The sequence below is a fragment of the Priestia sp. YIM B13490 genome (assembly GCF_042787735.1).
GTDB lineage: Bacteria > Bacillota > Bacilli > Bacillales > Bacillaceae_H > Priestia > Priestia megaterium.
The window spans coordinates 407,301-433,706 of record NZ_JBHZOT010000003.1; the positions used below are offsets into that span (position 1 = coordinate 407,301).

Annotated in this window: 25 protein-coding genes and 3 tRNA genes; 16 read left to right on the forward strand and 12 right to left on the reverse strand. The window is 37.8% G+C overall.

Going from position 1 to position 26,406, the window contains the following annotated elements; genetic code table 11:
• Positions 1-76 precede the first annotated feature (76 nt).
• The 4 genes from ACFX4R_RS11975 to ACFX4R_RS11990 all read left to right on the forward strand — a co-directional run bounded on the left by ACFX4R_RS11975 (position 77) and on the right by ACFX4R_RS11990 (position 4,256).
• Complete coding sequence (locus tag ACFX4R_RS11975) at positions 77-2,158, forward strand: DNA topoisomerase III (RefSeq protein ID WP_377569640.1); 2,082 nt, start codon at positions 77-79, stop codon at positions 2,156-2,158.
• Between the two features lie 83 nt (positions 2,159-2,241).
• Positions 2,242-2,496 carry a YrvL family regulatory protein gene (locus ACFX4R_RS11980; RefSeq protein ID WP_280559556.1) on the forward strand — a complete coding sequence of 85 codons (255 nt, stop codon included), beginning with the start codon at positions 2,242-2,244 and terminating at the stop codon, positions 2,494-2,496.
• Positions 2,474-2,680, forward strand: coding sequence for a YrvL family regulatory protein (locus tag ACFX4R_RS11985; protein ID WP_277813735.1), 207 nt, complete (start codon positions 2,474-2,476; stop codon positions 2,678-2,680). Before ACFX4R_RS11980 ends, ACFX4R_RS11985 begins: the two co-directional genes overlap by 23 nt.
• A gap of 241 nt (positions 2,681-2,921) precedes the next feature.
• Entirely contained in the window at positions 2,922-4,256 is a 1,335-nt protein-coding gene (locus tag ACFX4R_RS11990; protein WP_162214191.1) for an FAD-dependent oxidoreductase, read from the forward strand.
• Positions 4,257-4,281: 25 nt separating this feature from the next.
• On the opposite strand, the gene ACFX4R_RS11995 is transcribed toward ACFX4R_RS11990, so the two are convergent.
• The 3 genes from ACFX4R_RS11995 to ACFX4R_RS12005 all read right to left on the reverse strand — a co-directional run bounded on the left by ACFX4R_RS11995 (position 4,282) and on the right by ACFX4R_RS12005 (position 6,878).
• Complete coding sequence (locus ACFX4R_RS11995) at positions 4,282-5,403, reverse strand: GerAB/ArcD/ProY family transporter (RefSeq protein ID WP_377569642.1); 1,122 nt, start codon at positions 5,401-5,403, stop codon at positions 4,282-4,284.
• 26 nt (positions 5,404-5,429) lie between these two features.
• Positions 5,430-5,663, reverse strand: a complete 234-nt coding sequence (locus ACFX4R_RS12000) for a hypothetical protein (protein ID WP_043982337.1) — start codon at positions 5,661-5,663, stop codon at positions 5,430-5,432.
• A 96-nt stretch (positions 5,664-5,759) separates the two neighbouring features.
• Entirely contained in the window at positions 5,760-6,878 is a 1,119-nt protein-coding gene (locus ACFX4R_RS12005; RefSeq protein ID WP_377569644.1) for a GerAB/ArcD/ProY family transporter, read from the reverse strand.
• A gap of 504 nt (positions 6,879-7,382) precedes the next feature.
• Here ACFX4R_RS12005 and ACFX4R_RS12010 point away from each other — a divergent pair.
• The 6 genes from ACFX4R_RS12010 (at position 7,383) to ACFX4R_RS12035 (ending at position 11,465) form a co-directional block, all read left to right on the forward strand.
• Positions 7,383-7,652 (forward strand): hypothetical protein, encoded by a 270-nt coding sequence (locus ACFX4R_RS12010; RefSeq protein ID WP_013083053.1) that lies wholly within the window; start codon positions 7,383-7,385, stop codon positions 7,650-7,652.
• Positions 7,653-7,961: 309 nt separating this feature from the next.
• A complete protein-coding gene (locus tag ACFX4R_RS12015) occupies positions 7,962-9,356 on the forward strand; it encodes a phospholipase D-like domain-containing protein (RefSeq protein WP_377569840.1) in 1,395 nt (464 codons plus the stop codon).
• A gap of 221 nt (positions 9,357-9,577) precedes the next feature.
• Positions 9,578-9,651: transfer RNA gene (locus ACFX4R_RS12020), tRNA-Trp, on the forward strand.
• A 26-nt stretch (positions 9,652-9,677) separates the two neighbouring features.
• Positions 9,678-9,759, forward strand: a tRNA-Leu gene (locus ACFX4R_RS12025).
• A 19-nt stretch (positions 9,760-9,778) separates the two neighbouring features.
• Positions 9,779-9,850: transfer RNA gene (locus ACFX4R_RS12030), tRNA-Gly, on the forward strand.
• 214 nt (positions 9,851-10,064) lie between these two features.
• On the forward strand, positions 10,065-11,465 hold the full coding sequence (locus ACFX4R_RS12035) for a Na+/H+ antiporter NhaC family protein (protein ID WP_043982340.1): 1,401 nt from the start codon (positions 10,065-10,067) through the stop codon (positions 11,463-11,465).
• A 198-nt stretch (positions 11,466-11,663) separates the two neighbouring features.
• On the opposite strand, the gene ACFX4R_RS12040 is transcribed toward ACFX4R_RS12035, so the two are convergent.
• Genes ACFX4R_RS12040 through ACFX4R_RS12050 form a run of 3 tightly spaced genes read right to left on the reverse strand, consistent with a single transcriptional unit; the run spans position 11,664 to position 15,620 of the window.
• Positions 11,664-12,764: a GerAB/ArcD/ProY family transporter gene (locus tag ACFX4R_RS12040; protein ID WP_043982342.1), complete on the reverse strand. Its 1,101-nt coding sequence runs from the start codon at positions 12,762-12,764 to the stop codon at positions 11,664-11,666.
• Between the two features lie 20 nt (positions 12,765-12,784).
• On the reverse strand, positions 12,785-14,008 hold the full coding sequence (locus ACFX4R_RS12045) for a Ger(x)C family spore germination protein (RefSeq protein WP_377569646.1): 1,224 nt from the start codon (positions 14,006-14,008) through the stop codon (positions 12,785-12,787).
• On the reverse strand, positions 13,998-15,620 hold the full coding sequence (locus ACFX4R_RS12050; RefSeq protein ID WP_043982343.1) for a spore germination protein: 1,623 nt from the start codon (positions 15,618-15,620) through the stop codon (positions 13,998-14,000). The genes ACFX4R_RS12045 and ACFX4R_RS12050 overlap by 11 nt, the downstream gene beginning before the upstream one ends.
• A gap of 146 nt (positions 15,621-15,766) precedes the next feature.
• On the opposite strand from ACFX4R_RS12050, the gene ACFX4R_RS12055 reads away from it, so the two are divergent.
• From ACFX4R_RS12055 to ACFX4R_RS12065, 3 genes are all read left to right on the forward strand, one after another.
• Entirely contained in the window at positions 15,767-15,991 is a 225-nt protein-coding gene (locus ACFX4R_RS12055) for a YczF family membrane protein (protein ID WP_043982344.1), read from the forward strand.
• 82 nt (positions 15,992-16,073) lie between these two features.
• Positions 16,074-16,586, forward strand: coding sequence for a GNAT family N-acetyltransferase (locus ACFX4R_RS12060; protein WP_230183879.1), 513 nt, complete (start codon positions 16,074-16,076; stop codon positions 16,584-16,586).
• Positions 16,587-16,774: 188 nt separating this feature from the next.
• Positions 16,775-16,897 (forward strand): YjcZ family sporulation protein, encoded by a 123-nt coding sequence (locus ACFX4R_RS12065; RefSeq protein WP_013056948.1) that lies wholly within the window; start codon positions 16,775-16,777, stop codon positions 16,895-16,897.
• A 73-nt stretch (positions 16,898-16,970) separates the two neighbouring features.
• Here the strand turns inward: ACFX4R_RS12065 and ACFX4R_RS12070 are convergent, their stop codons facing one another.
• Entirely contained in the window at positions 16,971-17,909 is a 939-nt protein-coding gene (locus ACFX4R_RS12070; protein ID WP_043982346.1) for a VanW family protein, read from the reverse strand.
• A gap of 178 nt (positions 17,910-18,087) precedes the next feature.
• On the opposite strand from ACFX4R_RS12070, the gene ACFX4R_RS12075 reads away from it, so the two are divergent.
• Together ACFX4R_RS12075 and ACFX4R_RS12080 are read left to right on the forward strand one after the other, a co-directional pair.
• Positions 18,088-18,903 (forward strand): hypothetical protein, encoded by an 816-nt coding sequence (locus ACFX4R_RS12075; RefSeq protein ID WP_230183877.1) that lies wholly within the window; start codon positions 18,088-18,090, stop codon positions 18,901-18,903.
• Between the two features lie 188 nt (positions 18,904-19,091).
• Positions 19,092-21,269 (forward strand): FUSC family protein, encoded by a 2,178-nt coding sequence (locus tag ACFX4R_RS12080; RefSeq protein ID WP_377569649.1) that lies wholly within the window; start codon positions 19,092-19,094, stop codon positions 21,267-21,269.
• Positions 21,270-21,294: 25 nt separating this feature from the next.
• Here the strand turns inward: ACFX4R_RS12080 and ACFX4R_RS12085 are convergent, their stop codons facing one another.
• From ACFX4R_RS12085 to ACFX4R_RS12105, 5 genes are all read right to left on the reverse strand, one after another.
• Positions 21,295-21,588 (reverse strand): hypothetical protein, encoded by a 294-nt coding sequence (locus ACFX4R_RS12085; RefSeq protein WP_025752303.1) that lies wholly within the window; start codon positions 21,586-21,588, stop codon positions 21,295-21,297.
• A gap of 67 nt (positions 21,589-21,655) precedes the next feature.
• Positions 21,656-22,204, reverse strand: a complete 549-nt coding sequence (locus ACFX4R_RS12090; RefSeq protein ID WP_043982350.1) for a DUF3231 family protein — start codon at positions 22,202-22,204, stop codon at positions 21,656-21,658.
• Positions 22,205-22,478: 274 nt separating this feature from the next.
• Positions 22,479-22,736: a hypothetical protein gene (locus ACFX4R_RS12095; RefSeq protein WP_043982352.1), complete on the reverse strand. Its 258-nt coding sequence runs from the start codon at positions 22,734-22,736 to the stop codon at positions 22,479-22,481.
• Positions 22,737-22,855: 119 nt separating this feature from the next.
• The gene (locus ACFX4R_RS12100) at positions 22,856-23,182 is read right to left on the reverse strand and encodes a YflT domain-containing protein (RefSeq protein ID WP_013056955.1); all 327 of its coding nucleotides are present in this window, start codon (positions 23,180-23,182) and stop codon (positions 22,856-22,858) included.
• A gap of 336 nt (positions 23,183-23,518) precedes the next feature.
• Positions 23,519-23,938, reverse strand: coding sequence for a hypothetical protein (locus ACFX4R_RS12105; protein WP_043982354.1), 420 nt, complete (start codon positions 23,936-23,938; stop codon positions 23,519-23,521).
• A 270-nt stretch (positions 23,939-24,208) separates the two neighbouring features.
• Between ACFX4R_RS12105 and recQ the strand changes: the two genes are divergently transcribed.
• Entirely contained in the window at positions 24,209-26,344 is a 2,136-nt protein-coding gene (gene recQ, locus ACFX4R_RS12110; RefSeq protein WP_377569651.1) for a DNA helicase RecQ, read from the forward strand.
• Positions 26,345-26,406: the final 62 nt, after the last annotated feature.

Below are 26,406 nucleotides of genomic sequence, written 5' to 3' on the forward strand. Positions count from 1 at the left end.
TAAACTTAATCTTGAAGTCGTACAAAAAGTATACAATCATGTATAATGGAACAAGTGAATTGGAGGTATACATAAAATGAAATCACTTGTATTAGCAGAAAAGCCAAGTGTAGCACGTGATCTTGCGCGCGTACTTGGCAGCACCCAAACAAAAAAAGGGTATATTGAAGGACCAAAGTATGTCGTAACATGGGCACTCGGTCATTTAGTTGAATTACAAACACCAGAGGATTATGATAACCAATATAAAACGTGGCGATTAGAAGATTTGCCAATCATGCCTGAGAAAATGAAATTAAAAGTAATTCGTAAAGTGAGTTCTCAGTTTCGCACAGTATCCGATCTAGCAAAAAGAAAGGATATTGGAGAGTTAATTATTGCGACTGATGCAGGGCGTGAAGGAGAACTTGTAGCACGCTGGATTATGGAAAAGGTACGCTGGAACAAGCCGTTTAAACGCCTTTGGATTTCGTCTCAAACGGATAAAGCAATTCGTGACGGGTTTAAACAGTTAAAACCAGGAAAAGAGTTTAATCGCTTGTATGATTCAGCCGTTTGCCGTTCAGAAGCCGATTGGCTTATCGGTTTAAACGTAACGAGAGCGTTAACGACTAAATATGAAGAACCATTGTCGGCAGGAAGGGTACAAACACCGACGCTGGCGATGATAATTGAGCGTGAACAAGTAATTAATACATTCAAACCTAGTGAATATTGGACGCTTACAGCTCAGTTTTCATCTTTTGAAGCGGCTTGGCAAAAGGGCAATGAAAAGCGCATCTTTGATGAAAAACGCGCAAAAGAGCTGCACTCAAAATTATCAGGTGAGGCAGTTGTAAAAACAATTAAGCGCAAAATGAATAAAGAAGCGCAGCCGCTTCCTTATGACTTAAACGAACTGCAGCGAGATGCTAACAAACGCTTTAACTTCTCTGCTAAGAAGACATTGAATGTACTTCAAAAGTTATATGAACAGCATAAGTTAGTCACGTATCCGCGTACAGATTCCCGTTATTTAACAACAGATATGGTTTCTACTATGAAAGAGCGCTTGGAAAGCATCTCTGCTGTATATAAAGAAGAGGTTCGTCCAATTTTAAGAAATGCACAGTTGCCAAAGCGAGTGGTTAATAACGAAAAAGTAAATGATCACCATGCTATTATCGTAACGGATCAGCCTGTATTTCTACAGGACTTATCAGCTGATGAACGAAAGCTGTATGACTTAATTGCAAAGCGATTTATTTCATTATTTTATCCTGCATATGAGTATGAAGTGGTTAAAGCAGAGCTTGAAGTAAATGGGGAACAGTTAGTAGCAAGCGGAAAGCAAGTCGTGAATGCAGGCTTCAAAAAAGTTTCTGGCGGAGACTCAGAAGCAACGGTGAAGCTGCCTGATATGGAAGAAGGCAGCAAGCTGCTCATTCAAGATGTAACGATGAAGAGTGCATTTACAGAGCCGCCGCAGCGCTATACAGAAGCGGATCTTCTTGGACAAATGGAAAAACATAATTTAGGTACCCCGGCAACACGTGCAGATATTATTGAAAAACTTCTGCAGAATGAATCCATTGATCGCCAAAACAATCGTCTGCACGCAACTAAAAAAGGGAAGCAGCTGATTGACCTAGTAGCAGATGAGTTAAAGTCGCCTGAGCTTACGGCTAAGTGGGAACGTGACTTAGAAGCAATTGCTAAAGGAAAAGGAAATGCAAAAGAGTTCTTAACAAATATTCGCGAACAAACAGAAAAGCTAGTTAAGCAAGTAAAAACGAGTAATCAAACGTACAAACCTCATAATTTAACGGGCTCTAAGTGTCCGGAATGCGGTTCTTTCTTGAAAGAAAAGAAAACAAAGCAAGGAAGAGTGCTCGTTTGTTCAAGCCTGGAGTGCAGCTATAGACGCGCAAAAGACCCTAAACTATCAAATCGACGCTGTCCGCAGTGTCATAAGCGAATGGAAATTCACTCAGGAAAAGCGGGCACGTACTTCCAATGCCGTTCATGTCAAGTAGTGGAAAAAGCTGAGGACAAAAAGAAAAAGATTTCAAAACGAGAAGAACGAAAGCTTCTCAACAAATACAACGATGATGGAGCATTTGGTTCAAGCTTGGGTGATGCTTTAAAACAAGCCCTTCAAGATAAAAAAGATAAATAATGTGGAAAAGTGCGATACCACGGTATCGCACTTTTTTCGTATAATATGGATTAAGTGATGAGTAAGTAAGGTGGAGTGGAATAATGAAAAGAAAAAGCAGGGGAATGGATCATTTAATCGCGTTCTTTATAGTAGGAGCGATGGTACTAATCATTTTAGCGATACTAATGGGAAGCTACTTTTTTGGTTTTATAGGCTTCCTTAGAGTAATGGGAGTGGAATATGAGTCCTACTGGGCCATATGTTTATTTCTATTTTTAATTTTTGTATTTGGCTCTATCACAGAGCTTTTTTTCAAAGGCACTCATTTTTTAAATGAAGAATGCCAGACTGAATAGAGTACTATGTGTAACATCCGCAGCTTTTGTAGATATATTTTTTACTTTTCTATCAGTTTATATAGCAGACTCGCTTGTGAGCGGCATCACTGTATCTATTTTAGCGGTGACTCTTTTATCCGTCTTATTTTTTTTGATGGAGAGTGCATTGAATAGTGAATTTCTACGTAAAAAAACAAGCTGATGAAGTTTCTCATCAGCAGCGCATCAGCAAGAAAAGCTCATCATATCAAGCTTCAACGCTATTTAAAGAACCCTGTAACATATTTTTTTAAAAAAGTATGTGATTTTTTTCACATATCTCTTGAAAAAGGACAAACATGTTTGTATAATAAGAATTGTAAAAGATATGTGAAACATTTCACAATATATGTGAAAAACTTCACAATATCATATTTTCTATAATCCTAAGGGGGATATCATCTATGAAAATTGCAGTAGTAGGGTGTACACATGCAGGAACGGCAGCAGTAAAAAATATGGCAGAACTTTATCCAGAAGCTAAAATTACAGTTTATGAGCGAAATGATAATGTTTCATTTTTGTCTTGTGGAATTGCGCTCTATGTAGGCGGGGTCGTAAAAGATGCAAATGGCTTATTTTACTCTTCACCGTCTGAATTGCAAGAGATGGGTGTAAATATGAAAATGAAGCATGAAGTTACGAATATTGATACAGATGGTAAAAAAATAGCTGTACGAAATTTAGAAACCAACGAAGAATTTGAAGATACATTTGATAAACTAGTGATGACAACTGGATCATGGCCGATTATTCCAAACCTTGAAGGCATCGATTTAAATAATGTTGTGCTTTGTAAAAACTATCAGCATGCTAATCACATTATTGAAAAAGCGAAGCAAGCGAAGAAAATAGCCGTAATTGGTGCGGGCTATATTGGTGCAGAATTAGTAGAAGCATTCGAAGTGTATGGAAAAGAAGTGACGTTTATTGATAGTGCTGATCGTATTTTAAATAAATATCTTGATCCAGAATTTACGAATTTAATGGAAACTGAGTTTGAAAATCGAGGAGTTAAATTAGCATTAAACCAAGCGGTTACTAAATTTGTAGGCAGTGAGGGATCTGTTGAAAAAGTAGTGACAACTGATGGCGAATACGAAGCGGATCTTGTTATTCTGTGTGTTGGCTTCCGTCCAAATACAGACTTAGTAAAAGGACAAGTAGATATGCTTCCAAACGGGGCAATTGTGGTTGATGAATATATGCAAACAAGCAAAAAAGATATATTTGCTGCCGGAGATAGCTGTGCCATTTACTACAATCCGATTAAGAAACATGCTTATATTCCGCTTGCTACCAATGCGGTTAGAATGGGAACATTAGTAGCTCAAAACCTTGTTAAGCCGACGATTAAGTATATGGGAACACAAGGAACGTCAGGCTTGCATATTTATGATTACAATGTTGCATCTACCGGCATAACAGAAACAGCAGCTTCTCTTTTTGATATGAATGTGAAAAGTATCACAATATCAGAGAATAACCGACCTGAATTCATGCCAACGTACGAAAATATTACGTTAAAAGTAGTATATGAAGAAGAAACAAGACGAATTGTAGGTGCACAGGTTATTTCTAAAATTGATGCTACTCAAGCAATCAATACATTGTCTGTATGTGTACAGCAGGAAATGACGATCGATGAGCTTGGCTTTATGGACTTTTTCTTTCAGCCGCATTTTAATAAGCCTTGGCATTTCTTAAACCAAGCAGGACTTCAAGCGCTTCAAGCATAAAAAAGCAGGTGACTACCTGCTTTTTTTATGTGGATTTTATTATCTTTTTTATTTTAGCAGGTCTAAAGCGGATCCAGCCTATAGTAAGGAGAATAAAAGGATAAAAAGCTCCTACGAAAAAACTATAGGGAATCCACGTTTCGGCTAACCATGTTTTTTGATAGATAATAGTTGGATAAACGATAATAGAAAAAGTTGTAACGATTAACCCCATCGGTAACGTTAGAAATCGAGTTTCGTTAACGTTAAAAATGTGGCAAAGCCCAGCGATAGAAGCATGAAAATAAAGAGAAACTTTAAAGAAAAGAGTAAGAAACCATATAATAGCAATAATTACTTCAATTCCTTGCAAAAAATTCCCCAGTTCAATTCGCTTAGCCATTTCGTATACAGGAAACATGGTAGTTGAAGAATGATAAGAGCCAATAACCATTATACAAAAGAGAATAATCGCTACCATAATAAATCCACCTAACAGACTTCCGCTCATTAAAGCTTTAGCACCTTTTTCAGGTTTTCTTAAATGAAGAGGAAATACCATCATTAAAGGAGCAAAAGTAAAATAAGTGATGCTAAGAAAGATGAAAATCGAATGAGTCAGCGGCTTTAAGTGAATATCTAATAAAGGCATAAGGTTTTCGACTTTCATTTGAGGAGTCAGTGAGAAGATGAAAATTCCGAGAAGGCCAATAAGCCAAGGGAAAAATATTTCACAGCAGCGTGCGATGGTTTCTAGTCCATGTCTTGCTCCAAACACAACCACAAGCATAAAAATAATGTGAATAGCAATCAGCGGAGTTTCCATCATAATATGTGTATTTAAAAAACTCCCCACGTAGTATACAATACGGCTGCATGTTATGACAGTAGACGTGACAAATAAACAAGATACACCTTTTCCTAGATATTTTCCAAACACTGCTTCATTGATTTCTATCAGATTTTTATCTTTAAATAAAAGTCCGAGAGCTATATATACTTTCACTAATATAAATCCGCATACTACTCCAAGGATACCTGGAATCCAAGCGGTTTGTTTAGAATCTACAGTCATAGCTGCTGGAGCAATAACAATTGTGCTTCCAATTGTATAAAGCATAACGAGCATACGAAATTGAATCGTTGAAATTTTAACTACAGGTTTCACTGTATTCACTTCCTCTTCTTAACGTCTTAAGATAGTAAATGAAGTAAAAATATGCTGACTGGCTTGAAGATAGCAGCTGATAAATCAGAAGGATTTGGAACATTTAAACCAAGTGCTTTACAGATGCTTACGACCATTCCAATTGCAAGAACTGTATAGAATAGCCACAGTTCTTTCTTTGCTTTTTTTTGCCGTAGTTTAGGTACTTCAAACCAAATGACGAGCGTGCCAACAATAAGTAACCCCAATACCCCTAGCATACACTAGCTCCTATACATGAATAATTAGTGTTATATTTTACTGGAAAATAATTACTTATACTGAAGGTGCATTCTTTATTAAAGGTTTTTGAGTTTCTATACATTGCTAGAACGCCGCTTTTTGTTTTGAATAAACCCTGCTATTAAAAGGAAAAGTGGATATAAGATGCCTACAAGTAAGCTGTAGGGAATCCACGTTTTTGTATCCCAATCCTTTTGATAAGAAACGCTTGGATACACAATAAGGGAAAGGGTAATCATAATGAGCGCGACTGGAAAAGAAAATAGCTTGTAGTCCTTTATATGAAATACATTAGCAAACCCCAAAAGAGTAGCGTAAAAATAAATGCAAAGTTTAAAAAAGAGAGTAATAAACCACAAAATAGCAATGACTACTTCAATTCCTTGGAGAAAGTTTCCTACATCAATTCTTCTACCTAATTCATAACTTGGAAACATGGTGATTTGGGAGTAATAAGGGCCAAGCACTAAAATTCCGAGTAAGATTAACGTCACCATCACTAGTCCACCTGCTATATTACCTATATAAAAAGATTGAGTTGCCTTTTTTGTGTCTGATGTATGGGAAGGAAAAATCATAAGCAGGATAGTATAAGTCAAAGAACTCATGCTTAAAAAGGTTAAAACAGCACGAATAAAAGCTTTTGGATGGATTTCGAACACAGGCTGAATATGCTCTATTTTAATTTGAGGAATCATAGACAAAATGAGAAGTCCGAATAATCCGACAAACCAAGGGAATAAAATTTCGGCACTTCGTGCAATAACTTCTATTCCTAGGCGTACTCCTACGATGACCACGCCCATAAATGCAATATGGATGGCTGTAAGCGGCGTATAGGGAAGAATTTGTGTAGTGAGAAAATTTCCTACATAGTAAAGAACTTGACTGCTGATGAATAAATTGGATAACACAAAAACAACTGATACAATCTTTCCGGCTATTTTGCCTAAAATTTTTTCGTTCATTTCCATAAGCGTAAGCGTTGGAAACATGTTTCCTAGTGAGGTGAAAAGCAAAACTAAGCCAATTCCTGATGCTACACCGAAAAGTGCGGCAATCCAGGCATCTTGATGAGCATCAGCTGTAATAGCAGCAGGTACAACAATAATGGTGCTGCCAATACTATATAACGTTACTAGCTTGCGAAACTGCGCAGCTGAAATATTGATTTCATTAAGCAAAATGAGCACATCCTTTTGCCATATACACTAATTAAGTGATCCAACGGAATAATAAGTGACTTAAAGGTTGAAACATTACTTCTACCCAATCAGAAGGATTCGGTAGAGGCAGACGAAAGATTTTTGCAAGAGCGATTATGATACTGATTGTCATAAACACAATAAAAATGTTCCGTTCCTTTTTATGGGAGTGTTGAGGTAATCTTTTTATTTCCATCCATATAATCCCTGCACAAATGATCAAAAAGGAAAGAAACAAGTGCATGCAGTCAACCCCAATACATTTTTTCGTTCAGATAAGCTATTCGTATGATGTCCGCTAAAGAAAGTGATTATACATTTTTGTAAAATATAGAAAGTATTTCAGGAGATAGAAGATATTTTGTAGGGCTCTTAAATGATTGAGGGATTTGTTATGAGGAATATTCATTTAGCTTTAACCTATTGAAGCGTCGTATGAATAAGTAGAAAAATGCCACACTAAAGAGTGAACAAATGGAAAGGAGCACTATGATGAAAAAATACCCATACAATAAAGATAAACAACAATCGTTTCAAGCAGCACAGCAGGGGCATAAAGAAGCAGTAGATGCATATGAACAGGCAAATGAAGCTAAAAATGATGCATCGTACGGCCATGAAGCGAAGCAAGCGATAGGTGAAGTGAATGAAGCCTCTCAGCAAATTGAAAATGCGCTTGAAAATGCTTCTGAAACACAGCGTCAGCGTTTAACAGAGTTTCAGCAAGATATAAAAGATATGGAGAACGACCTTAATCAATAAAAGAGCCGCTGTTTTACTTAGGCAGGTTCACAATAGAGAGTATAAATTGTAAAAGCAGAAGGTAATGAACTTCTGCTTTTTTTATTGGTAGTGTAAACGTAGGTTTCGTGTATATAATTGCTTCTAGCTGTTGTTTGGAGGGAAAGGCGAAGACTGGCACGGAAATCAACAGTGGTGTAACAAATAATCCATCATTCCATTCTTATTTTAAAAGGTATAGAAGTTAAAAAAGTAAGAATCCTAATAAAAACAGAACGATAAGAATGGAAAGGGATTGTGACAGGAAATATGCTAATAAACATACTAATAATGATTGTCGTATTGTACTTCATATATGTATTCGTAACTGCAGTGGTACTGTTTTATGTCCCTTTACACAAGGGAAAAGACTTAAAAGTAATGAATACTGAGAATTTTTACGGGAAGAAAGAATCCACAGATCGAGTTATGCTTTTAGAAAATGGTTATTTTTCAGGGCTTGTTCGGATGCAGATGATTCAAGAAGCGAGGCATACAATTGATATTGCATACTTTTCCATCGGTAAAGGCCGTTCTTCGGATTTACTTATGGGTGCTTTATTCGAAGCTGCGGATCGAGGTATACATATTCGCGTGTTGTTAGATGGGATCGCTCATGGGTTAAAAGGCAAGAGGAAAAATGTTCTTTATGCTCTAGCTTTCCACAATAATATTGAATTAAAGTACTATGAGCCCTTTACTATTTTTAAACCTTGGACATGGCATAACCGTCTTCACGATAAAATAATAGTAGTCGATGGCCAATTAGGTATTAGTGGAGGACGAAATATTGGAGATAAATACTTGGCTAGTCAACCAAATAAAAATTTTGTCTATGACCGTGATGTACTGATTTATAACACAAAGCAAGAAAGTCATAGTGTCATTCTCTCAATGGAGAAGTATATAGAAAAATTATGGAATCATCCGTATACACGAAAAGCTTTTCCAAAGCCCAAGAAAACTAAACAATTTCGCGGTCTTTCAGGAAAAAAATTATTGATAGATCAATACGAAGAGGCCAAAAAAGTAAACGAACCTTTTGTCCATCCTTATATTGTATGGAGAGAAGCAACGATGCCTACAAGAAAGATTTCTTTTATTACAAATCCTATTCAACGAATAAATAAAAGCCCTTTTATATGGAAAACATTTATTAAGCTTTCCCAGCAAGCTGAAAAATCCATTGTTGTTCAAAGCCCTTATATCGTACCAACAAAAGAAATGGAACAGTATATAGATAAGCAAGTAAAACCAAAAGTGCAAAGAATTATTTTAACTAATTCTATTACATCCACTCCAAATGCTATGGCTTTTTCTGCATACTTGGGAGTGAAGAATCGCGTTATAAAAGCTGGTTCGAAGCTTTATGAATATCAAAAGCCCTATTCAATTCACGGGAAATCTGTTGTTTATGATCAGCGTTTAAGTGCAGTTGGTTCTTTTAACTTAGATTCACGCTCTGCATTTTTAAATACTGAATCCATGGTTATGATAGATAGTGAAGAATTTGCAGCCGAGTTAACAGGAGCTATTGAAACTAAAATTTCTCACAGTACGCTTGTGGGGAATGAGGGAGAACCTGTGGATGTTAATACGGATTCTCAAAAAAACGTGCCTCCCGTAAAATCTGCACTCCTACATATTCTTTCGGTCTTTACACGATTTTGGAGACATTTTGTATAGTACTGTGTTACAGCAGAGTCTTTAAAAACAAATAGCGGAGATTAAAGAGGACTGCAGCTGGTGAAGGGAATGTGTAAAAAACTGTGATATGCCTCACAGTTTTTTTGAAACCCCTAGTACTAGTTATGATTCATCAAAAGACCTATTGACGAAATTCCATATATGTTTTATTATGATATAGCGTCGTTGATAAACGAGGTTCTTTTGAAGAAATCATTTCTAGGGGCATAGTTTAAAGGTAGAACTACGGTCTCCAAAACCGTCAGTGTGGGTTCGATTCCTACTGCCCCTGCCATTTTGGAGTTATTTTTTAATTCACACGCGGGTGTGGCGGAATTGGCAGACGCGCTAGACTTAGGATCTAGTGTCTTACGACGTGGGGGTTCAAGTCCCTTCACCCGCATCTTTACTTTCATATACGCGCGGAAGTAGTTCAGTGGTAGAACACCACCTTGCCAAGGTGGGGGTCGCGAGTTCGAACCTCGTCTTCCGCTTCTTTTCAAAAGCAGTTTGCATGTGCAAACTGCTTTTTTTTTGTAGAAATAAAGAGTTTTATTATACTGTTTGTAATCAGAAATATTTTATTAAAACAGCACTGTCTATACGTGTTGCTTTCGTGAATATACACATAATATTGGGGTTACATTAAAAGCTAATGAACGATACGTGAAGACATCTAATATGGTGTTTAAGATAGGGGAGAGTCCTATGGAATCTAGTTGGTTTTCAATTATACCGTTTTTAATTGTTATTCCCATAGCTATTTTCACGAAACAAGTGCTGCCAGGGTTGTTTTTAGGCTTATTAGTAGGCGCTTATTTGATTGACCATTCGATTATCGGAGGTGTTGAAAAGCTACTTCACTACGTTGTACAAGCTCTTAGAAATAAAAGTAATATAGAAATCGTCGTCTTTTTATACGCGTTTTCAGGGCTCATCGGAATGATTAAGATGGCTGGAGGAGTTAAAGGTTTTGTGGAAACAGCTGCTGAAAGAATTGATACAAGAAAAAAAGCCCTTATTTTAACCTATGTTTCAACCATTGGAACATTCAGTGCTCCCACATTTCGTTTTGTTACAATCGCGCCCATCATGAGAGCGCTGCTGAAAAAAGTGAAAATGACGACAGCAGAGCTAGGGTTCGTTATTGAAACAACTGCTACTCCTGTTATCGTCTTAATTCCTGTGGCAACGGCATTTGTAGGATATATGGTATCCATCATTCAAATGGCGATTGATCATCAAGGTATAAAACAAGACGCTTATTCTTTGTTTATTCAAAGCATTCCTTATAATTTTTTTTCGATTGTGATTATTTTAGTAGGGATTTATTTAAGCTTTTTTCATCATTCAACATCTACAGCTCCTATGAAGCTTGAGGAAGAAGACGAAAAAGATTGGCATGATTGTCATCCTTGCGTATCGAAGGATTTGCCTTCCAAGCCTTGGAATCTGTTAGTGCCTTTACTTGTCGTGATTTCACTCACCTTACTTTTAACATGGTGGAGTGGACATCATAAGAGTCACACCTTTTTTGAAGCATTTATTAAAGCAGACGTGCTAGAAGCGATGGTAGTAGCTTTAATTATGACTACGTTAATTACCCTCATTTTTTTCTTGTTTCAGCGCTTTACATTACAGAATTTGCTTAATGGTTTTATCACAGGAGGCAATGACTTAATGTCCGTTATTCTGCTGTTATCGGTAGTATGGGGATTATCCGCTGTTACAGAAGACTTGGGTTTTTCCAATTTCGTGACGGCACATTCTAAGTGGATTCCTCAAATGTTTGTCACTCCTTTTATGTTTGTGTTTGGAGCTGCTATTTCTTACTTTATCGGGTCTGCTTGGGGGACGTGGGGAATTTTAATGCCGCTTGGCGTATCGCTTGCAAGTTCTGCAGATCTTTCTTTGCCGTTGATTATCGGTGCCGTATTTGCAAGCGGTTCATTTGGAGCGTTTTCTTCGCCTTTAAGCGACGATACGAATACCATCGCCAAAATATTAGATTTATCTGTTATTGAATATGCCAAGTATAAATTAAAGCCCGCTCTAATTGCAGCGGGAATAACAGTTGCTTTTTATCTTGTGGTATCTTTCTTGTTTTGAATGAGGGAAATAGCCATCTAGTATCAACTTTTCATTTTTTTCAGCTTAAAGTATGCATACAGCCCTAATGATAGGCACACTAGCATGATACAAGTAAGCGGAAATAAGATGGTATTAATAAAATGATCATAAAACCATATATACACGAACATCACCTCGATAATTTTAACGCTATTTTTTCTATTTATTAGAGATATACTATCTGTGCTGCTTCTTCCTATTTTTCAAAAAGGCGATAATCAAAAGCAGTATAGGTACGATAGCAAAAAGAGGCATATGTAAAAGAAATCTCGCTACGTGTAGCCCTTCATAAAGATGTTCTTGAAAATTACTAGCGATTGTAATCGACAAAAACAACACAATGATGCCTAAAGGATACACTAGACGGGAAGGAGATTTAATTTTAAATAAAGTAGCTGTACCTATGATAGAGGCATAAAACAAGATGCTAACTTTAAAATAAATCCCAATAACCATAGCAAACATAAAAAATACATCGAGACGCTCTAAAAAATCAGCTACTTGAATCGTTTGAACAGTACTAAGAAGAGGGAACTGTGATCTTGTCGTCAAATCAACCCCAAGCACGCTAATGTTAATGATCATCGTAATAATTAAATTAATTCCGCTTAATCCCGTTGCGCATAGCATGGTGACACTTGCTTTTTTGGGGTTGCTTAAATAAGGAAGAAGCATGGTAAATACAATAGCTTCTGTGAAAGGGAAATACAGCGTTTCAGTTAAAGCAACTTTGGCCACAGGAAGTATTCCTTCTTTTAATACCGGCTGTAAGTTCTTAAAATCAATTAATCCCGAGCTAATAATCAAGATGAAGCCTGCAACAGCTAGAAAATACATGAAAATAAACAGAAGCTCTCCTGATCTGGCTATCGCTTCAATACCTTTTCGAGTTATATAGATAATGACCAGCATCAACAAGGCATTAGCAATAAATAAAGGCGTATCGGGATAGGCAAAAGTAAGAAGCATCTCTCCGAAATCTCTTAGAACTCGTGATGCATCGTATAAAAAATAGACAATATATATGAATGCAAGAAGTGTTCCAAGTGCCTTCCCTAAAATTTTCTGCATATATTCTGTAGGCAGGAGGTCCGGATAGTAGGAATAGAGCTTATGATAGACTAAGAAGAAAAAAAAGCTGCACAGCATTCCAATTAAAATAGCTAGCCATGCATCTTGCTTCGCTCGCATTGCAAGAGGAACTAATAAAGCACTTCCCAGCTCGAATAAAACCATGAGAATAAATAATTGAGTGGCGCTAATTTTTGCTTTTTCCATATAGCCAGAACCTCCTGACCTCAGTTTTGTTTTTCTTTTAGGCTAGAGAGAAATGATTTATTGCGCAGACCTGTTCGGTGAATGTAAGCTTCTACCGTAACGTCTACATTTAATTTTGGAAAATAAACGTCATCCCATTCTGATTTGAGTTTTTCCCATTGATTAGGCCGCGTGCGTTCCAGCGCTTCTCCAAACCCGAAGATGTCAACTTTGTCTGTCTGAGCTTGTTTAATAGCTGTTTGTAATTCTTTTTTTATTTCTTTACCTGCTGCTTTTTCCATTTTTTTGATGACAGCAGGTTGACGTGTATCAACAGGGACCTCCACTTCTCCAAGATCGCCTTCTACGCGAGTGTGAACGGACGCATAAGGTTTTCCTTTTATCATTTTTACAGATACATCCGTTTTTTGACGAACTGTTTGATAGGCAAGCGCTTCTTTTTTTCCTTTCCAATCTACATTAATATCGGTTCCTTGTATTTTATCAAGAATCCAAACGCTGCCTCTAGCTGGACTATTGTACAACCAGTCGATTAACTTTCCATTTTTAAAAACAGCAATGCCAGAAGCACGAAGGGTAGCTTCTGGTGCGCTTTGCTGGAGGTTATCTAATTTTTCTGCTTGTTGAGGATTTCCAACTAAACGAAAACCCGAGACTAGTGCTTCTCCTCCTGGAGATTCGAGAGATCTCATCACTTCTTGAAAGGAAACCTTTAGGTTTTCTCCCCATTTTCTTTGAGTGAACTCCAGCGTTTTCATAATTTTGTTTGCTGGAATTTTATCGACAGGCGTTAGTGCTTTTACCAAATCAGCAGCACTTGACTGGTTTGCGATTACTAAGGAAGTCGTAATTCGAAATTCAGGATCGCGATCAATAGAATCAATAAGAATGTTAATTCCTTCTTCACGCGCTAGTTTTTCTCCGATCACGATTAAGTTTGTATGGGCATAATAAAGTCTTCGGGAAATTCTAGCCGAAGCGCGTCTGCTTGCTTCAACTAAATTATCACCGGAAGCAGCATAGATCGTAACAGGCGGACTTTGGGTGCCGCCGCCCCCCTGTAAGCCAGCTACGTTTCCTGGGTTAATAATTTGAAAGGTAAGCTCATACCGCCCATCTTTCGTTTTGTCAATGCCCATTGCCGATACAAACGCAAGATCCGTTAACTCTTTTTTACTCCAGCAGCTAGTAAGCAATACCATCATTATGGTCATTACCAGTAAAAATAAACTTTTACGTTTCATTTTGATCATCTTCTTCCATTTCCTGGTTAACCATACCTCTTGAAGAAGGAGGCTCAGGCTTTTGATGTTTGCTTTGACGAACTTTGTTATCACTAATTAATTTAGGTCTTCTTCTCATCGTCCACCAAGGTAACCGCAGCAAGGTATCTTCATTGCTTGCAGGAATAAAGGGTGCTAATGGCGTCATGTAGGGAACACCAAATGAACGTAAGCTGCACAGATGTCCAACCCCCATTAAAAGAATAAGGATAATGCCATAGAAACCGAATGTAGCCGCTCCTAGTATAAATAAAAAACGAATTAATCGCGCTGAAATAGCCATATCGAAAGACGGCGTTGCAAAGCTAGCAATAGCTGTAATCGATACGATAATAACCATAGCTGGTGAGACGATCCCTGCTTGAACCGCTGCTTGCCCAATAACAAGAGCTCCGACGATCGATACGGCAGAGCCGATAGCTTTTGGTAAACGAATCCCTGCTTCACGCAAAATTTCAAAGGTGACTTCCATAAAAAAAGCTTCCACAAACGCGGGAAATGGAACGGATTCTCGCTGTGCCGCAAGAGCTACAATAAGCGTCGTGGGTACCATCTCTTGATGAAATGTCGTAACCGCCACATACGTAGCAGGAGCGATAAGTGAAATCATAAACATAAACACCCGCAAAAGACGAATGGACGTCGCAATATCAAAGCGTGCGTAGTAATCTTCAGCCGATTGGAAAAATTGAATGAACAACGCTGGAGCAATAAGTACAAAAGGAGTTCCATCCACAAAAATAGCAATTCTTCCTTCCAAAAGGTTACCTGCCACCACGTCAGGTCTTTCTGTATTATAAATAGTTGGAAAAGGAGTGACCGTTTGATCTTCAATTAGCTGCTCAACATAACCTGATTCCAAAATACTATCAATATCAATGTTTTTTAATCGCTTTCGAATTTCTTTTACAACTTTATCGTTTGCGATGCCATGAATATACATAAGAGTGACATCCGTTTTAGTTACCCGGCCAATCTTCATCGACTCTAGCCATAAGTCAGGTGTTTTAATAATTCGGCGCACCATGGCTAAGTTTGTGCCAATAGACTCAGTAAAGGCACCTTTTGGTCCCCGCACTACCATTTGGGTAGTAGATTCTGCAATGGCACGCTTTTCACCGCCTTGTGTACTCACGCTGAGTACGCGGTTTATGCCGTCGACAATAAGAAGGCTGTCTCCTGACATCAAAGAAGAAAGTAAATCATTCCAGTTGTCTGCAAACGATACGTTGCCGATTGTTACGATGTCTTCGGAAATTAACTCTAATGCGTTTTGATCGTTTAGGTCATTTTTTTGATTATCTTTCATAAGAGACTGCAGTAAGTAATCTTGAATAGCCTGATTATCTACAATCCCTTCTATGTAGACGATAGCAGCAGCCAAGCTGTTATTGACGCCTATTTTAAAATGACGAATCACAATATCTGAGCTGTTTCCAGTTTTCTCTTTAATGAGGGTAAGGTTCTCAGACAGCAGATTCTTAAGAGAAGAAGCTGTTTGTTCGCTACTTGTTTGATCTGACTGAGGTGGAAGTTTATTTTTAGATTGTTGATTTTTAAAGAACGAAGGCATAAATGAAAACACCCTTACTATAGTTTTTATTAATTTGACCAAAAACCGTATAATTATGTAATTTTTAACAAAATATCTTTTGCATGACGGTAAATGAAAATGACGACCCTATGAGGTAAGTAATGTTTAGGTGAGGAGGGAAAATGATGAAAATTATTGGGGTTAGCCTGCTGCTATTTGGATCTGTGATCGCTCTTTCTGTAGGAATTGATCTTTTTCAAGGAACGAACGTACTGCAGGCACTATACAATGCTTTAAGCCCGTTTCGTGTAATGGAAGTGGCCGAATTATTTGTCCTTTTTTCTTTTTTGTTTTTCTTTTTCGCAGAGTCACTTTATCTTGTTTTAAAGAAGCGTCAGCAAAAGCAATAGTAACTTGGTGCAAAGAGGTTTTTATATCTTCACTATCGAAACAAGCGTATAGAAAGATAGCTTTGAGATAGGGAAGAACCACATGAACATTGAGACTGACAGATTACTAATACGCAAATTTAAATATGAAGATTGGCAAGATGTCTACGCATATACATCTGATGCTAATGTCATGAAGTACATACCAGAAGGTATGTTTAGTAAGGATGATGCGAAGAAATTTGTAAATGAAAATATAAAAGAAAATGCTAAAAATTTTCCAGTTGTATTAAAAAACGAAAAAATTCTAATTGGTCATATCGTCTTTTTTAACTATTTTGGGGACCATACTTATGAAATTGGCTGGGTATTTAATTCTCTCTATCATCAGAAAGGATATGCTTCAGAAGCGGCAAAAGCAATAGTGGACTATAGCTTTAACACAATGAAACTGCATCGGATTATTGCTACTTGTCAACCTGAGAATACGTCTTCTTATCGTGTTATGGAGAAGATCGGGATGAGAAGAGAAGGGTATTTTAAAAAATGTATTCCAACTGAAAAAGGATGGTGGGATGAATATTATTACGCAATTTTAAAGGAAGAGTGGAAATGAGCTTTACTTTTACGGAATTACATTTTCTGAGCTGTAAAGACGAAAACAAGCCCAATTTTTAAAAAATGAGCAGAACAGCAAACCAAAACGTCTAGGCAGACATACAATAAGCTATCCATGAGAAACACCCCATGTTTGAACCTTCTTTGTTTTAGCAACAGAAAATTACGTTGAAAGGGAGTGCTTGTATGTCTAATGCTGGATGTGGATTTGGTTCTGGTTTCGCTTTATTAGTTGTATTATTTATTCTATTAGTAATTATCGGATGTAGTTGTTATAGCGGTGGTTATGGTGGCGGCTACGGCTGCTAATTATATCACTGAATAGCCTAAAGGATACCCTTTAGGCTTTTTTGTGTTCATTATAAAATGCTGGAAGAGATGATTAATCGGCAGGCTCAGTATCAACATGCGATTCAATTTTTTTCTCTTTCGGCAATTGATCAATAGAAGCCCAAGGCACGCGGCGAGGCTTATATTCAATCGCATCAGTAGAGTAAACGGCCACGCTTACGACTCCCCCGTGCACCTGCGCTCGAATCAACAAAGGATCACTATACGTATTTTTAAAATGAAAGTCAGGTCCATACCAGCTGACGGTAGCGTCTCGTCCAGGAGGTACGTAGGAAACACTGCGGCTGTGTGAGTAACGCTGTGTAATCGTTAGGCCAGCGTTATCGACGGCGTTAAATAAAGTAGAAGAAACTTGGCAAATTCCTCCTCCAACTCCTTCAGAATACTCTCCTTTTACAATGATTGGCGCACGCATATACCCTTTTGCTGCCGTTCTTTTTCCGACGGTTTGATTAAAAGAGAAAACTTCCCCAGGAAATATAACGCTGCTGTCTAGTGATTCAGCTGCAAGAGAAATATTGTGAGAACGATTTTTATTATGAGGGTTAAATACCGTATGATAATGACCGATTTGCTTAATTCGAATCGTTGCAAGCAGCTCTTTATCTACGCGAGGCGGAACAGGAAGCGTCGGGATTTCTAATGTTGACGTACCGCCGTTAAAAAAATAAGTATAAAATTTCTCCGCAAAATCTTTATGATATAGTTTGACACCCGCTTGCTCAGGAACAATTTGTCCGCTTTTATCAATGCGGGCATTTATGGGCTCTCTATATGTTTTTTTATCCAATTCTTCTAGAAGAAGATTGTATCGATCATGATCAACCATAGGTACAGGAAGAAGAGGCACGGCCACTTTATCCCGTTCAATCCGTTCAATTGGTTTACCGTCATGAGTAATAGATAGGTGGTCTTGTGTAGAAAGAGGTTGAATGAGCATTAAAAGTCCAACCATCCAAGTGAAATTCATATCATATACCTCGCTTTCACCTGTTAGTATGAATAAAATGAACCGTTTAATGTATAGGATTCACAAGCTCTTTTTTGTATTATTTTCCATGAGCTTAGCGTGTAAAAATTTCTATTTATAATTGTCTGTGTACTTTCGCATATTACATAGAGAAACTACAAGGTAATGAGGGTAGACAATGACAAAATTAATGATTTTAGTCTTTATGCTTATTAGTTTTTTTGTGCATCCCCAAAAGATGAAAGCAGAAGAAAACCTTACGTATTTTCCGGTAAGTGACACAGGAAAAGTATTAAAGTGGAAACGTGTAGAAAGCTTACTGCCGAAGGGGAAAAAATTTAAAGTGATCGATGTAGAAACCGGCTTTTACTTTTACGTGCAGCGAAGAGCAGGCTCACACCATGCAGATGTTCAGCCGCTTACACGTCAAGATACGAAAGTAATGAAGCACTTATATAATGGGAAATGGAGCTGGAACCGAAGAGCTGTTCTCATTCCGTTTAAAGGCCAAATGCTTGCCGCTTCCATGAACGGAATGCCTCACGGAGCCGGTGCGCTTGACAATGGATTCCCCGGTCATTTTTGCATTCACTTTGCAGGAAGTACGACTCACAAGTCTCAAAATGTGGATCCAGGTCATCAGTTAATGGTATTAAAAGCAGGAGGAAAGCTTGATGAATATGCATTGAAAGCTGAGCCGGCAGAAGTCGTAAATATGTTTTTAACAGGATTAAAGCAAGATGACGATGCCTTAATGCAGCCGGTTTTGCGCGTGAAGCAAGAGCATAAGCTATGGGCAAAACTGCATAGTATCTCCACTATTTATTATAAAACGGACTTATTTCATGCAAAAAAGTATAAAACAAAAGAGAAAATCGCCGTAGAGTGCCTTATTTATTACGAAGATAAAGGGGCTCAAAAGACCACGATGGTTTTTACTTTAAAGAGAAATCCATTAACAAACGGGTGGGAAATTTCTTCTCTTACATTGTAAGTACTGATTAATGCTTAAAAACACATCTGATAGAAAACAGATGTGTTTTTAAGCATTTGTTTAGCTCTTTAGTCCTTCACAATGTTATAGTGTAAAAACGTGCTTACATACGATAGAAAAGAATAAAAAAGGGTATAAGTAATAATATTACTCTTTCTACAAAGAACTCTACAGCACGAAAGGAGAGGGTGTTTATTTTTTCATATTGGTTTAGCCGCTTAGTTGCTGCAGACCCTGGACGAAAAAGGCTCAAAACGGCTTCCAAAGCTACGATCAGCGTCATTACAGCGGTCGTTATTATGCTGATTGTATTAAAAGCAGCGGGAAGCTCACAAATTACCGCTGCTATTTTAGCAGGCGTAATCGGCCTGATGGGTATATTGGTTGTGAATGATGAAACAACAAAAGCAAAAAAAGTGACAACAGGCTTAGTAGCGCTTTCCAGCGCCGTTTCTCTCGGAATTGGCTCGTTTTTATCACGATATGGACAAGCAGAAAATATTTTTCTCGTTCTGTTGGTGTTTTTGTCTTTTTATTTACAGAGATTTGGTATTCGCTATTTTTCCCTGTCGATGGTAGCCTTTATGTCGTTTTATTTTGCTTCTATTTTACACGTCACATTTTCTCAGCTCCCGTGGCTGTTAGCTGGCGTTATAGTAGGAGCATGCTGTGCATTTATTTATAATTTTGTTATCTTTAAAGACCGGCCTGCCAACGTGCTGAGGTCTTCAATGAAATCATTTCATATTCAAGTGAATTTAGTGCTTGATTTAATTATTGAGTTAATTCAAAAGAAAAGAATTGAACCGGCTCAAATCAAACAATATAACCGCAATATTAAAAAACTGGCCGAGTATGCCCGTGTAGTATCAGAAGAGCTTGGAAATACAGATCCCCACGACATATGGCCTGGCGTAACAGCTGAACAGATGCGCCTTTATGTATTTGATACAGTTATGCTGCTCCAGACATATTCCCCGGCGATTCGAAAGCTCAGTGAATTAAAGGCATTTAATCATTTTGATATTCAGCAGCTGCTGTTAAAGCTAGTGGAATCGATTCGCGAAGCAGAGGTATTAAATGAAAATCCTACTCATTCCTTAACGGATGCAGCTCAGCATCTGCAAGAGCTGCGCCAAAAATTAAGTGAACTCGAACCTCAAGATAAAAGGTATAAAGATTGGCTTTACTTAATCCGCCGTATCGAAACGATATCAAATCACGTGATTGATGAAGCCTATGAGCTGCAGCAGGCAATTGTGAAACAAGAAAAACAGCCTCAAAAAGAAGCGGAAGAAAAAGAAGACGAAGAGGACAATGATGAAGAAAAAGGATTAAAACCATCTACGAAAAAGTCTATTCAAGCGGTCATCACTGCTGTTGCGACATTAATATTTGGCTCTTTTTTATCTCCATCGCATCAATATTGGGCGCTGTTAGCAGGCTATTTAGTGCTTCTTGGTACAGAAACGATAGGAAGTACGTTTGTAAAAGCCGTGCAGCGAAGCGTAGGAACGCTTTTAGGGGCAGCTGTTGGCTTTGTTGTCGCAAGCTTTGTCTCACCCGGAATACTTGAAATAACGCTGCTTTTTATCTGTGTGTTTATGGCTTTTTATTTCTTTCCTATTACGTATTCGTTTATGAGCTTTTGGATTACGATGATGCTGGCCTTTATGTATGACATGCTTCTTGGAGGGATTTCAGAGAGTTTGTTACTAGCTCGCGTATTAGATACAGTTGTAGGAGTTGGAATCGGTTTAGCCGTATCTGCTCTTGTGTTTCCTAAAAGAACAAGAGATAAAATAACCGACACCTCAGTAGAATACGTAGCGGCTTTAAAAGAATTTGTTCACACTTATTTGCATCGTTTTACGAAGCAGTATGCGTTTGCCAATTTAGCTGATAAAGGAATGGAATTAGAAAAAAAGCTAAAACAGCTTCATGTCGATTCAGATCCTATTATCAAAGGTTTCGTTGGCCGTTCACGCCTTCAGCAATTTTTGACCGTTTTTACCGCTATTAATTATTACGCCAAGCATTTGGTAGCATCTTCTACTAGAACCGAGGCTTTTTATAAGGAAGCAGAATTTCATGGCGTAGTAAAGGAAGTGGAAGAGAAAGTAGCAAGTAACTTCACTCAGCTTGAAAAAGCGTTGCGAGGAGAGCGAGGAACGTATGTATACACGCTTGAAGATGTAAGACAAAAGATTGAACAATCTTTAGATTATTTTGATACGTCCGTTCAATCAAGAAATTTACAGCATCTTCAGCTGCTGCATAACATTTATTACGTATGGAAAATCAATCAATCGGTTGTTCATTTAGCCAAAGAGCTAGGAGCAGAAGAAATAAGCAGTGAAGATTAAAACCAGCGAATATTTCGCTGGTTTTTTAGTCTGATGAATAAGGAGACGTATCTTTTCTAATCGTTCTCCACGTTGTTTTAAGACCGGCATAGCTGCCAATTGCGGCGTATCCATAAAAATATCCCATAAACAACCCGGCAATAATATGATGAGGATGACTGATAAATACTGAAAAAAGCACGCCAACAGCTAAAGCAATAGTCGGAACGTACTGCTTTTTAGGATGGAAAAGCCATTTGATCAGCTGTGTCACGATTAATACGACAGGAACACCAATGACTGCGTCCCAAAAATTTGTATGAATTGTAGGGAAATCCATATTCAAGCACCTCGTTAAATGTGTTAGATGTAAGGTTATCTATGCTGCTTACCTTAAAACACTTCAATTAGTTATGAGGTGCTCCAGGTGAATAGTAGTAAGGCGGAATTTTAAGCCAGCCTTTTTGCTGCATCAGACTTTTCACTTTTGATCCTAATATAACCTTTTCAGTGTGGAATTTTAGCCACATCAATCCAATATCGGTTCTAATAGACTGTCCCATATTCGTGCTGCACATGACGATATTAGAAGCAATTTTTACAGATATTAAGTTAGCAATTTCAGAATCCGTTGCTTTTGCTCCTAATGGAATGCTGTTAGGGTCGGATTTCGGCTTGGTAGCCGGTATTTCAGGAAGCATAATTCCTTCTTTAACCATTAATTTTTTTAGTGTATCAATCTGAGATTCAGCCAGGTTTTTTGAGTCTTGAGTAAGCTTAAGCAGTTCGCTGTTAGTTGTTGTATTAAGACAGGTTTCTAAGGCAGGTATTTCTTCCGCTAAAGCAGTGAAATATAACCAGCATCCCATAGCCTCACCAATATGTGGGGGAGGGGGCGAATCATCTGTAGAAGAGTTTTTTATATAATCAAGTAGTGTCTCAATGACGTTAATCATAACTTTTCACCCTTTATATAGTTTATGCATCTTCATTATTGCCTTCAGCAGAAAAGTATAAACACAGCTAAGAAATGTTACATATCAAATTGATTATGATGAGTGGAAGAAAAAGCCTCTCACGCAGTAACTTATAATGATGACAGTACATTTACTATCACCAAATTTAAAGTTATAAAAATTGCGGCAATGCGTAATAAATATGCTGGTTCTAGAAAATGAAGTAAATAGAAAAAAACTCCTTGCTTATCAAGGAGTTTTTTTAGCAGGTGTATTATATCGTTTTTCTCCTATGCTCTCTCCATAAAGAAGTTAATTCCTCTGACCAATATTTATAATCAAATACTGTTATATTTTTGCTAGGCATAAAAACATTCAACAGCCAATTAACCCTTAATTTGTCTCTGATGCCTATCGTTTTATCATTTTTACAGCAGCCTTCACCACAAGGTTTATCGTGTATCTTGTAAGGAATATTTTTAACGACTAATCCATTTTTCACACGTTTTGTGTACTCAATTCCTATAATCAAATATATCACTCCTCACAGTAACTCTTATCTTCATAATCATATGTCTGAATGACTGCTTTAATGAAAAGGTAAGAAGGGAGGAAGGCAAAATAAAAAAGCCCTGCTGTAGGGCTTTTTTATTAAGCAACTTTTGATGCAACGACGATTACTTTACCGTGGTCTAATTCTTCTTCATAGCGTTCAGCTTCCGGCTGTGATAATCCTAATGAACGCATTTTGGCACGAAGCTCGTCTCCTCGAGAACGAAATACATTCGCAATCGCATCAAAAACACCTTGTTCAGAAAGACCGATATTGTTTGTATTTGTTGCAGCTGTTAAATCCTCGGAGCGATCTTGATGGTGTGCAAGTAAATAAACTTCGTCTTTTGTAAATCCTTCACGCAAAAATTGTTCAATTGTATCTTTTGCCTGTACGCCATTTTCAACTACTTTTACATTTACCATTTCCAAAAACCTCCTTGTATGATAGACAACTTTCTCGAATACGTTGAGTAATGAAGAGAAGCTTAAGTAACTTATCTCCTTGGTTTGTGTATACACGTTATTGGAAGAGATAAAACCTATTTCATGAAATTGAGTTAAAAAGCCTAATATAGAAGAAGGAAAAACGCTTTTGTTTTTAAGGAGAATCTGGTGAAGGATAAGCAGGAAGAAGCTTTAGTTAGCCTTTTTCCTGCATCGTTTTTTTTTTGACCTTTTAAAGTATAGTACAAACTGCAAAAAGCCTAGATCTTAAACAGCTAAGATCCAGGCTTTTTGCATACATAAAAATAGAGAAATTTAAGATGAAAGACGTTCTTTTTGTTTTTCATAAACAGAAGTAGACTCGTTCCATGTATATCGACCATCTTGTAATTGAATGGTTGCGCTGAATGGACAGTCTATTGATGTTTCTGCGTCATCTAAACTACTTTCAAGTAAATTTTTTTTAAATCGAAGCAAATCTTCTTTTGAAGCAACTCGAAAAACCATTTCTAACGTAAGATCATCGTCCATTGCATTGTGTAATTGACTGATACTTTTGCGGAATTCTTTATTATATTGAAGCATAATTTTAATATCTGCTACGCAAGCAACACCAAACACATCTTTCACAACAGACTCAACCGTTAACTGAGTTGTGGAAGCATATGTTGAAACATTACGCTGTGGATTTTCTAAATAATAAATTGTTTCTACAGGATGTCTCGTGATAAGCACCTCTTTCCTATTCTTAAGTATACAGGAAAAAAGAATGGAATGGGGAAAGATTTTTAGGAAAGGAGTCCTGACATACATAAAAAGCCTGTTTGTGATAGGAAAGAGAGTTATAAATTGAGGGCTTTTCGCTTATCATTTTTCTATATCCTTAAATTCAACGAATTCTGTGCAACTTCCTCCAAGGTTTGATAAAATAAAACCCTACGTCTCAATTTCTTCTAATGAATCCCTCAACTACTATTTCTACTTATTTTAAAGGAGGACGCAATTTTGCAATTTGAACAAGCTTTAACACATTTACAGTCATATTTTGGCTATGATTCGTTTCGAAAAGGACAGGAAGAGTCAATTCGTTATGTTTTAGAAGGGCACAATACCGCTTGTATTATGCCGACAGGAGGAGGGAAATCGCTTTGTTATCAGATTCCTTCCTTGCTTTTAGAAGGTACGACCCTGGTTATTTCTCCGTTGATTTCTTTGATGAAAGACCAAGTCGACACGCTGAACGCTGCTGGTATTTCAGCCACGTATATCAACAGCTCGCTGACGCACACAGAGGTGCAGCAGCGCTTGGAAGAAGTAGCGCTTGGTGAATATAAGTTGCTTTATGTAGCACCGGAACGACTGGAGTCTCCGCAGTTTTTAGAACAGCTTCAAATGCTTCCTATCCCGCTTGTAGCGGTAGATGAAGCGCACTGTATTTCACAGTGGGGCCATGATTTTAGACCGAGTTATTTGCGCATCAATGAACTCATCAGCAAACTGTCTAATGCTCCGATTGTGATGGGACTGACGGCTACTGCGACGCCTCAAGTGCGTGAAGATATTTGCCGAGCTCTTCATATTAACGAAGAGTACACGGTGATGACTGGCTTTGAACGTGAAAATTTATCGTTTGCGGTTGTGAAAGGTCAGGATCGAATCAGCTATATCGAGCAGTATATCCGTAAAAATGACCAAGAAGCAGGAATCATCTATGCCGCTACGCGTAAAGATGTTGAAGAGCTTCATGCTAGATTGCAAAAGTCAGGAGTTAACGTATCAAAATACCATGCTGGTATGAATGGGAACAGCCGTGATGAAGAGCAGAACCGCTTTCTGCAAGATGATGTGCAGGTGATGGTGGCTACCTCTGCCTTCGGAATGGGGATCGATAAATCCAATATTCGCTTTGTTCTGCACTATCAGCTTCCGAAAAATATGGAAAGCTATTATCAAGAAGCAGGACGTGCTGGTCGTGACGGGCTGCCAAGTGAGTGTATCGTGCTTTATTCACCTCAAGATATTCGCGTGCAGCGCTTTTTAATTGAACAGTCAACGTCGAATCCTAAAAAGCAGATTCAAGATCTTGAAAAGCTGCAAAGTATGGTGAACTACTGTCATACAGAAGGCTGCTTGCAAGCGTATATTCTTCATTATTTTGGAGAAAGTGAAGCGCATGAATGCGGGCGCTGCAGCAACTGTACGGATGATCGTGTGGAAATAGACGTAACGGTCGATACGCAAAAAGTATTATCTTGTATGATTCGTATGGGCGAACGTTTCGGTAAAATGATGATTGCTCAAGTATTAACAGGTTCTCGAAATAAAAAAGTAGTTGATTTTGGTTTTGATAAACTGAAAACGTACGGCGTCATGAGCGACCGGTCGGCTAAAGAAGTGAGCGATTTTATTGAGTATTTGATTTCAGAGCAGTTTATTTTAGTAGGACAAGGGTCATTTCCTACCTTATCCGTAGCGGCCAAAGGAAAAGGCGTGCTTCTTGGTACGGAAAAAGTGATGAGAAAAGAACAAATGGAAGTGAAGCAAATTGTCCAAGACGACGAGCTGTTTGCTCATTTGCGTTCCGTTCGAAAGCAGTTGGCAGACGAAGCGGGCGTGCCTCCTTTTGTTATTTTTTCAGACGATACTCTTCATGATATGTGTTCAAAACTTCCGGTAACGCTTGAACAGTTCGCCACTGTAAAAGGAGTCGGAGAACAAAAACAAGAGCGATACGGAGAACGATTCACTACTGAAATCAAACAGTTTTGTGAAGAAAATCCAGACCGAAAACGAGAAGTTTCAGCACCTGCTCCGAAAAAAGCAAGAGCTTCATCAAAAGAAGGCTCTCACTTAATGACGTATGAGCTATTTCAGCAAGGAAAATCGTTAGATGAAATTGCTGCTGAACGTGAATTGAGCGGCATTACCATTGAAAATCATTTGTTTAAATGCGCAGAAGAAGAAAAAGAAATTGACTGGTCACCTTTTCTTTCAGAGGAGGACGAACAGCTTATTTTAGAAGCTGCTTCCTCAGTAGGCGATGAAAAGTTAAAACCAATCAAAGAAGAATTACCTGAAAACATTACTTATTTTATGATTAAAGTAGCGTTATTCAAACAAAAAATGAAGCAGCTATCTTAAACAAAAAGCTCCTATTAAAGGGGCTTTTTGTATTGAATAAGCGAGTTTACTGATAAAATAGA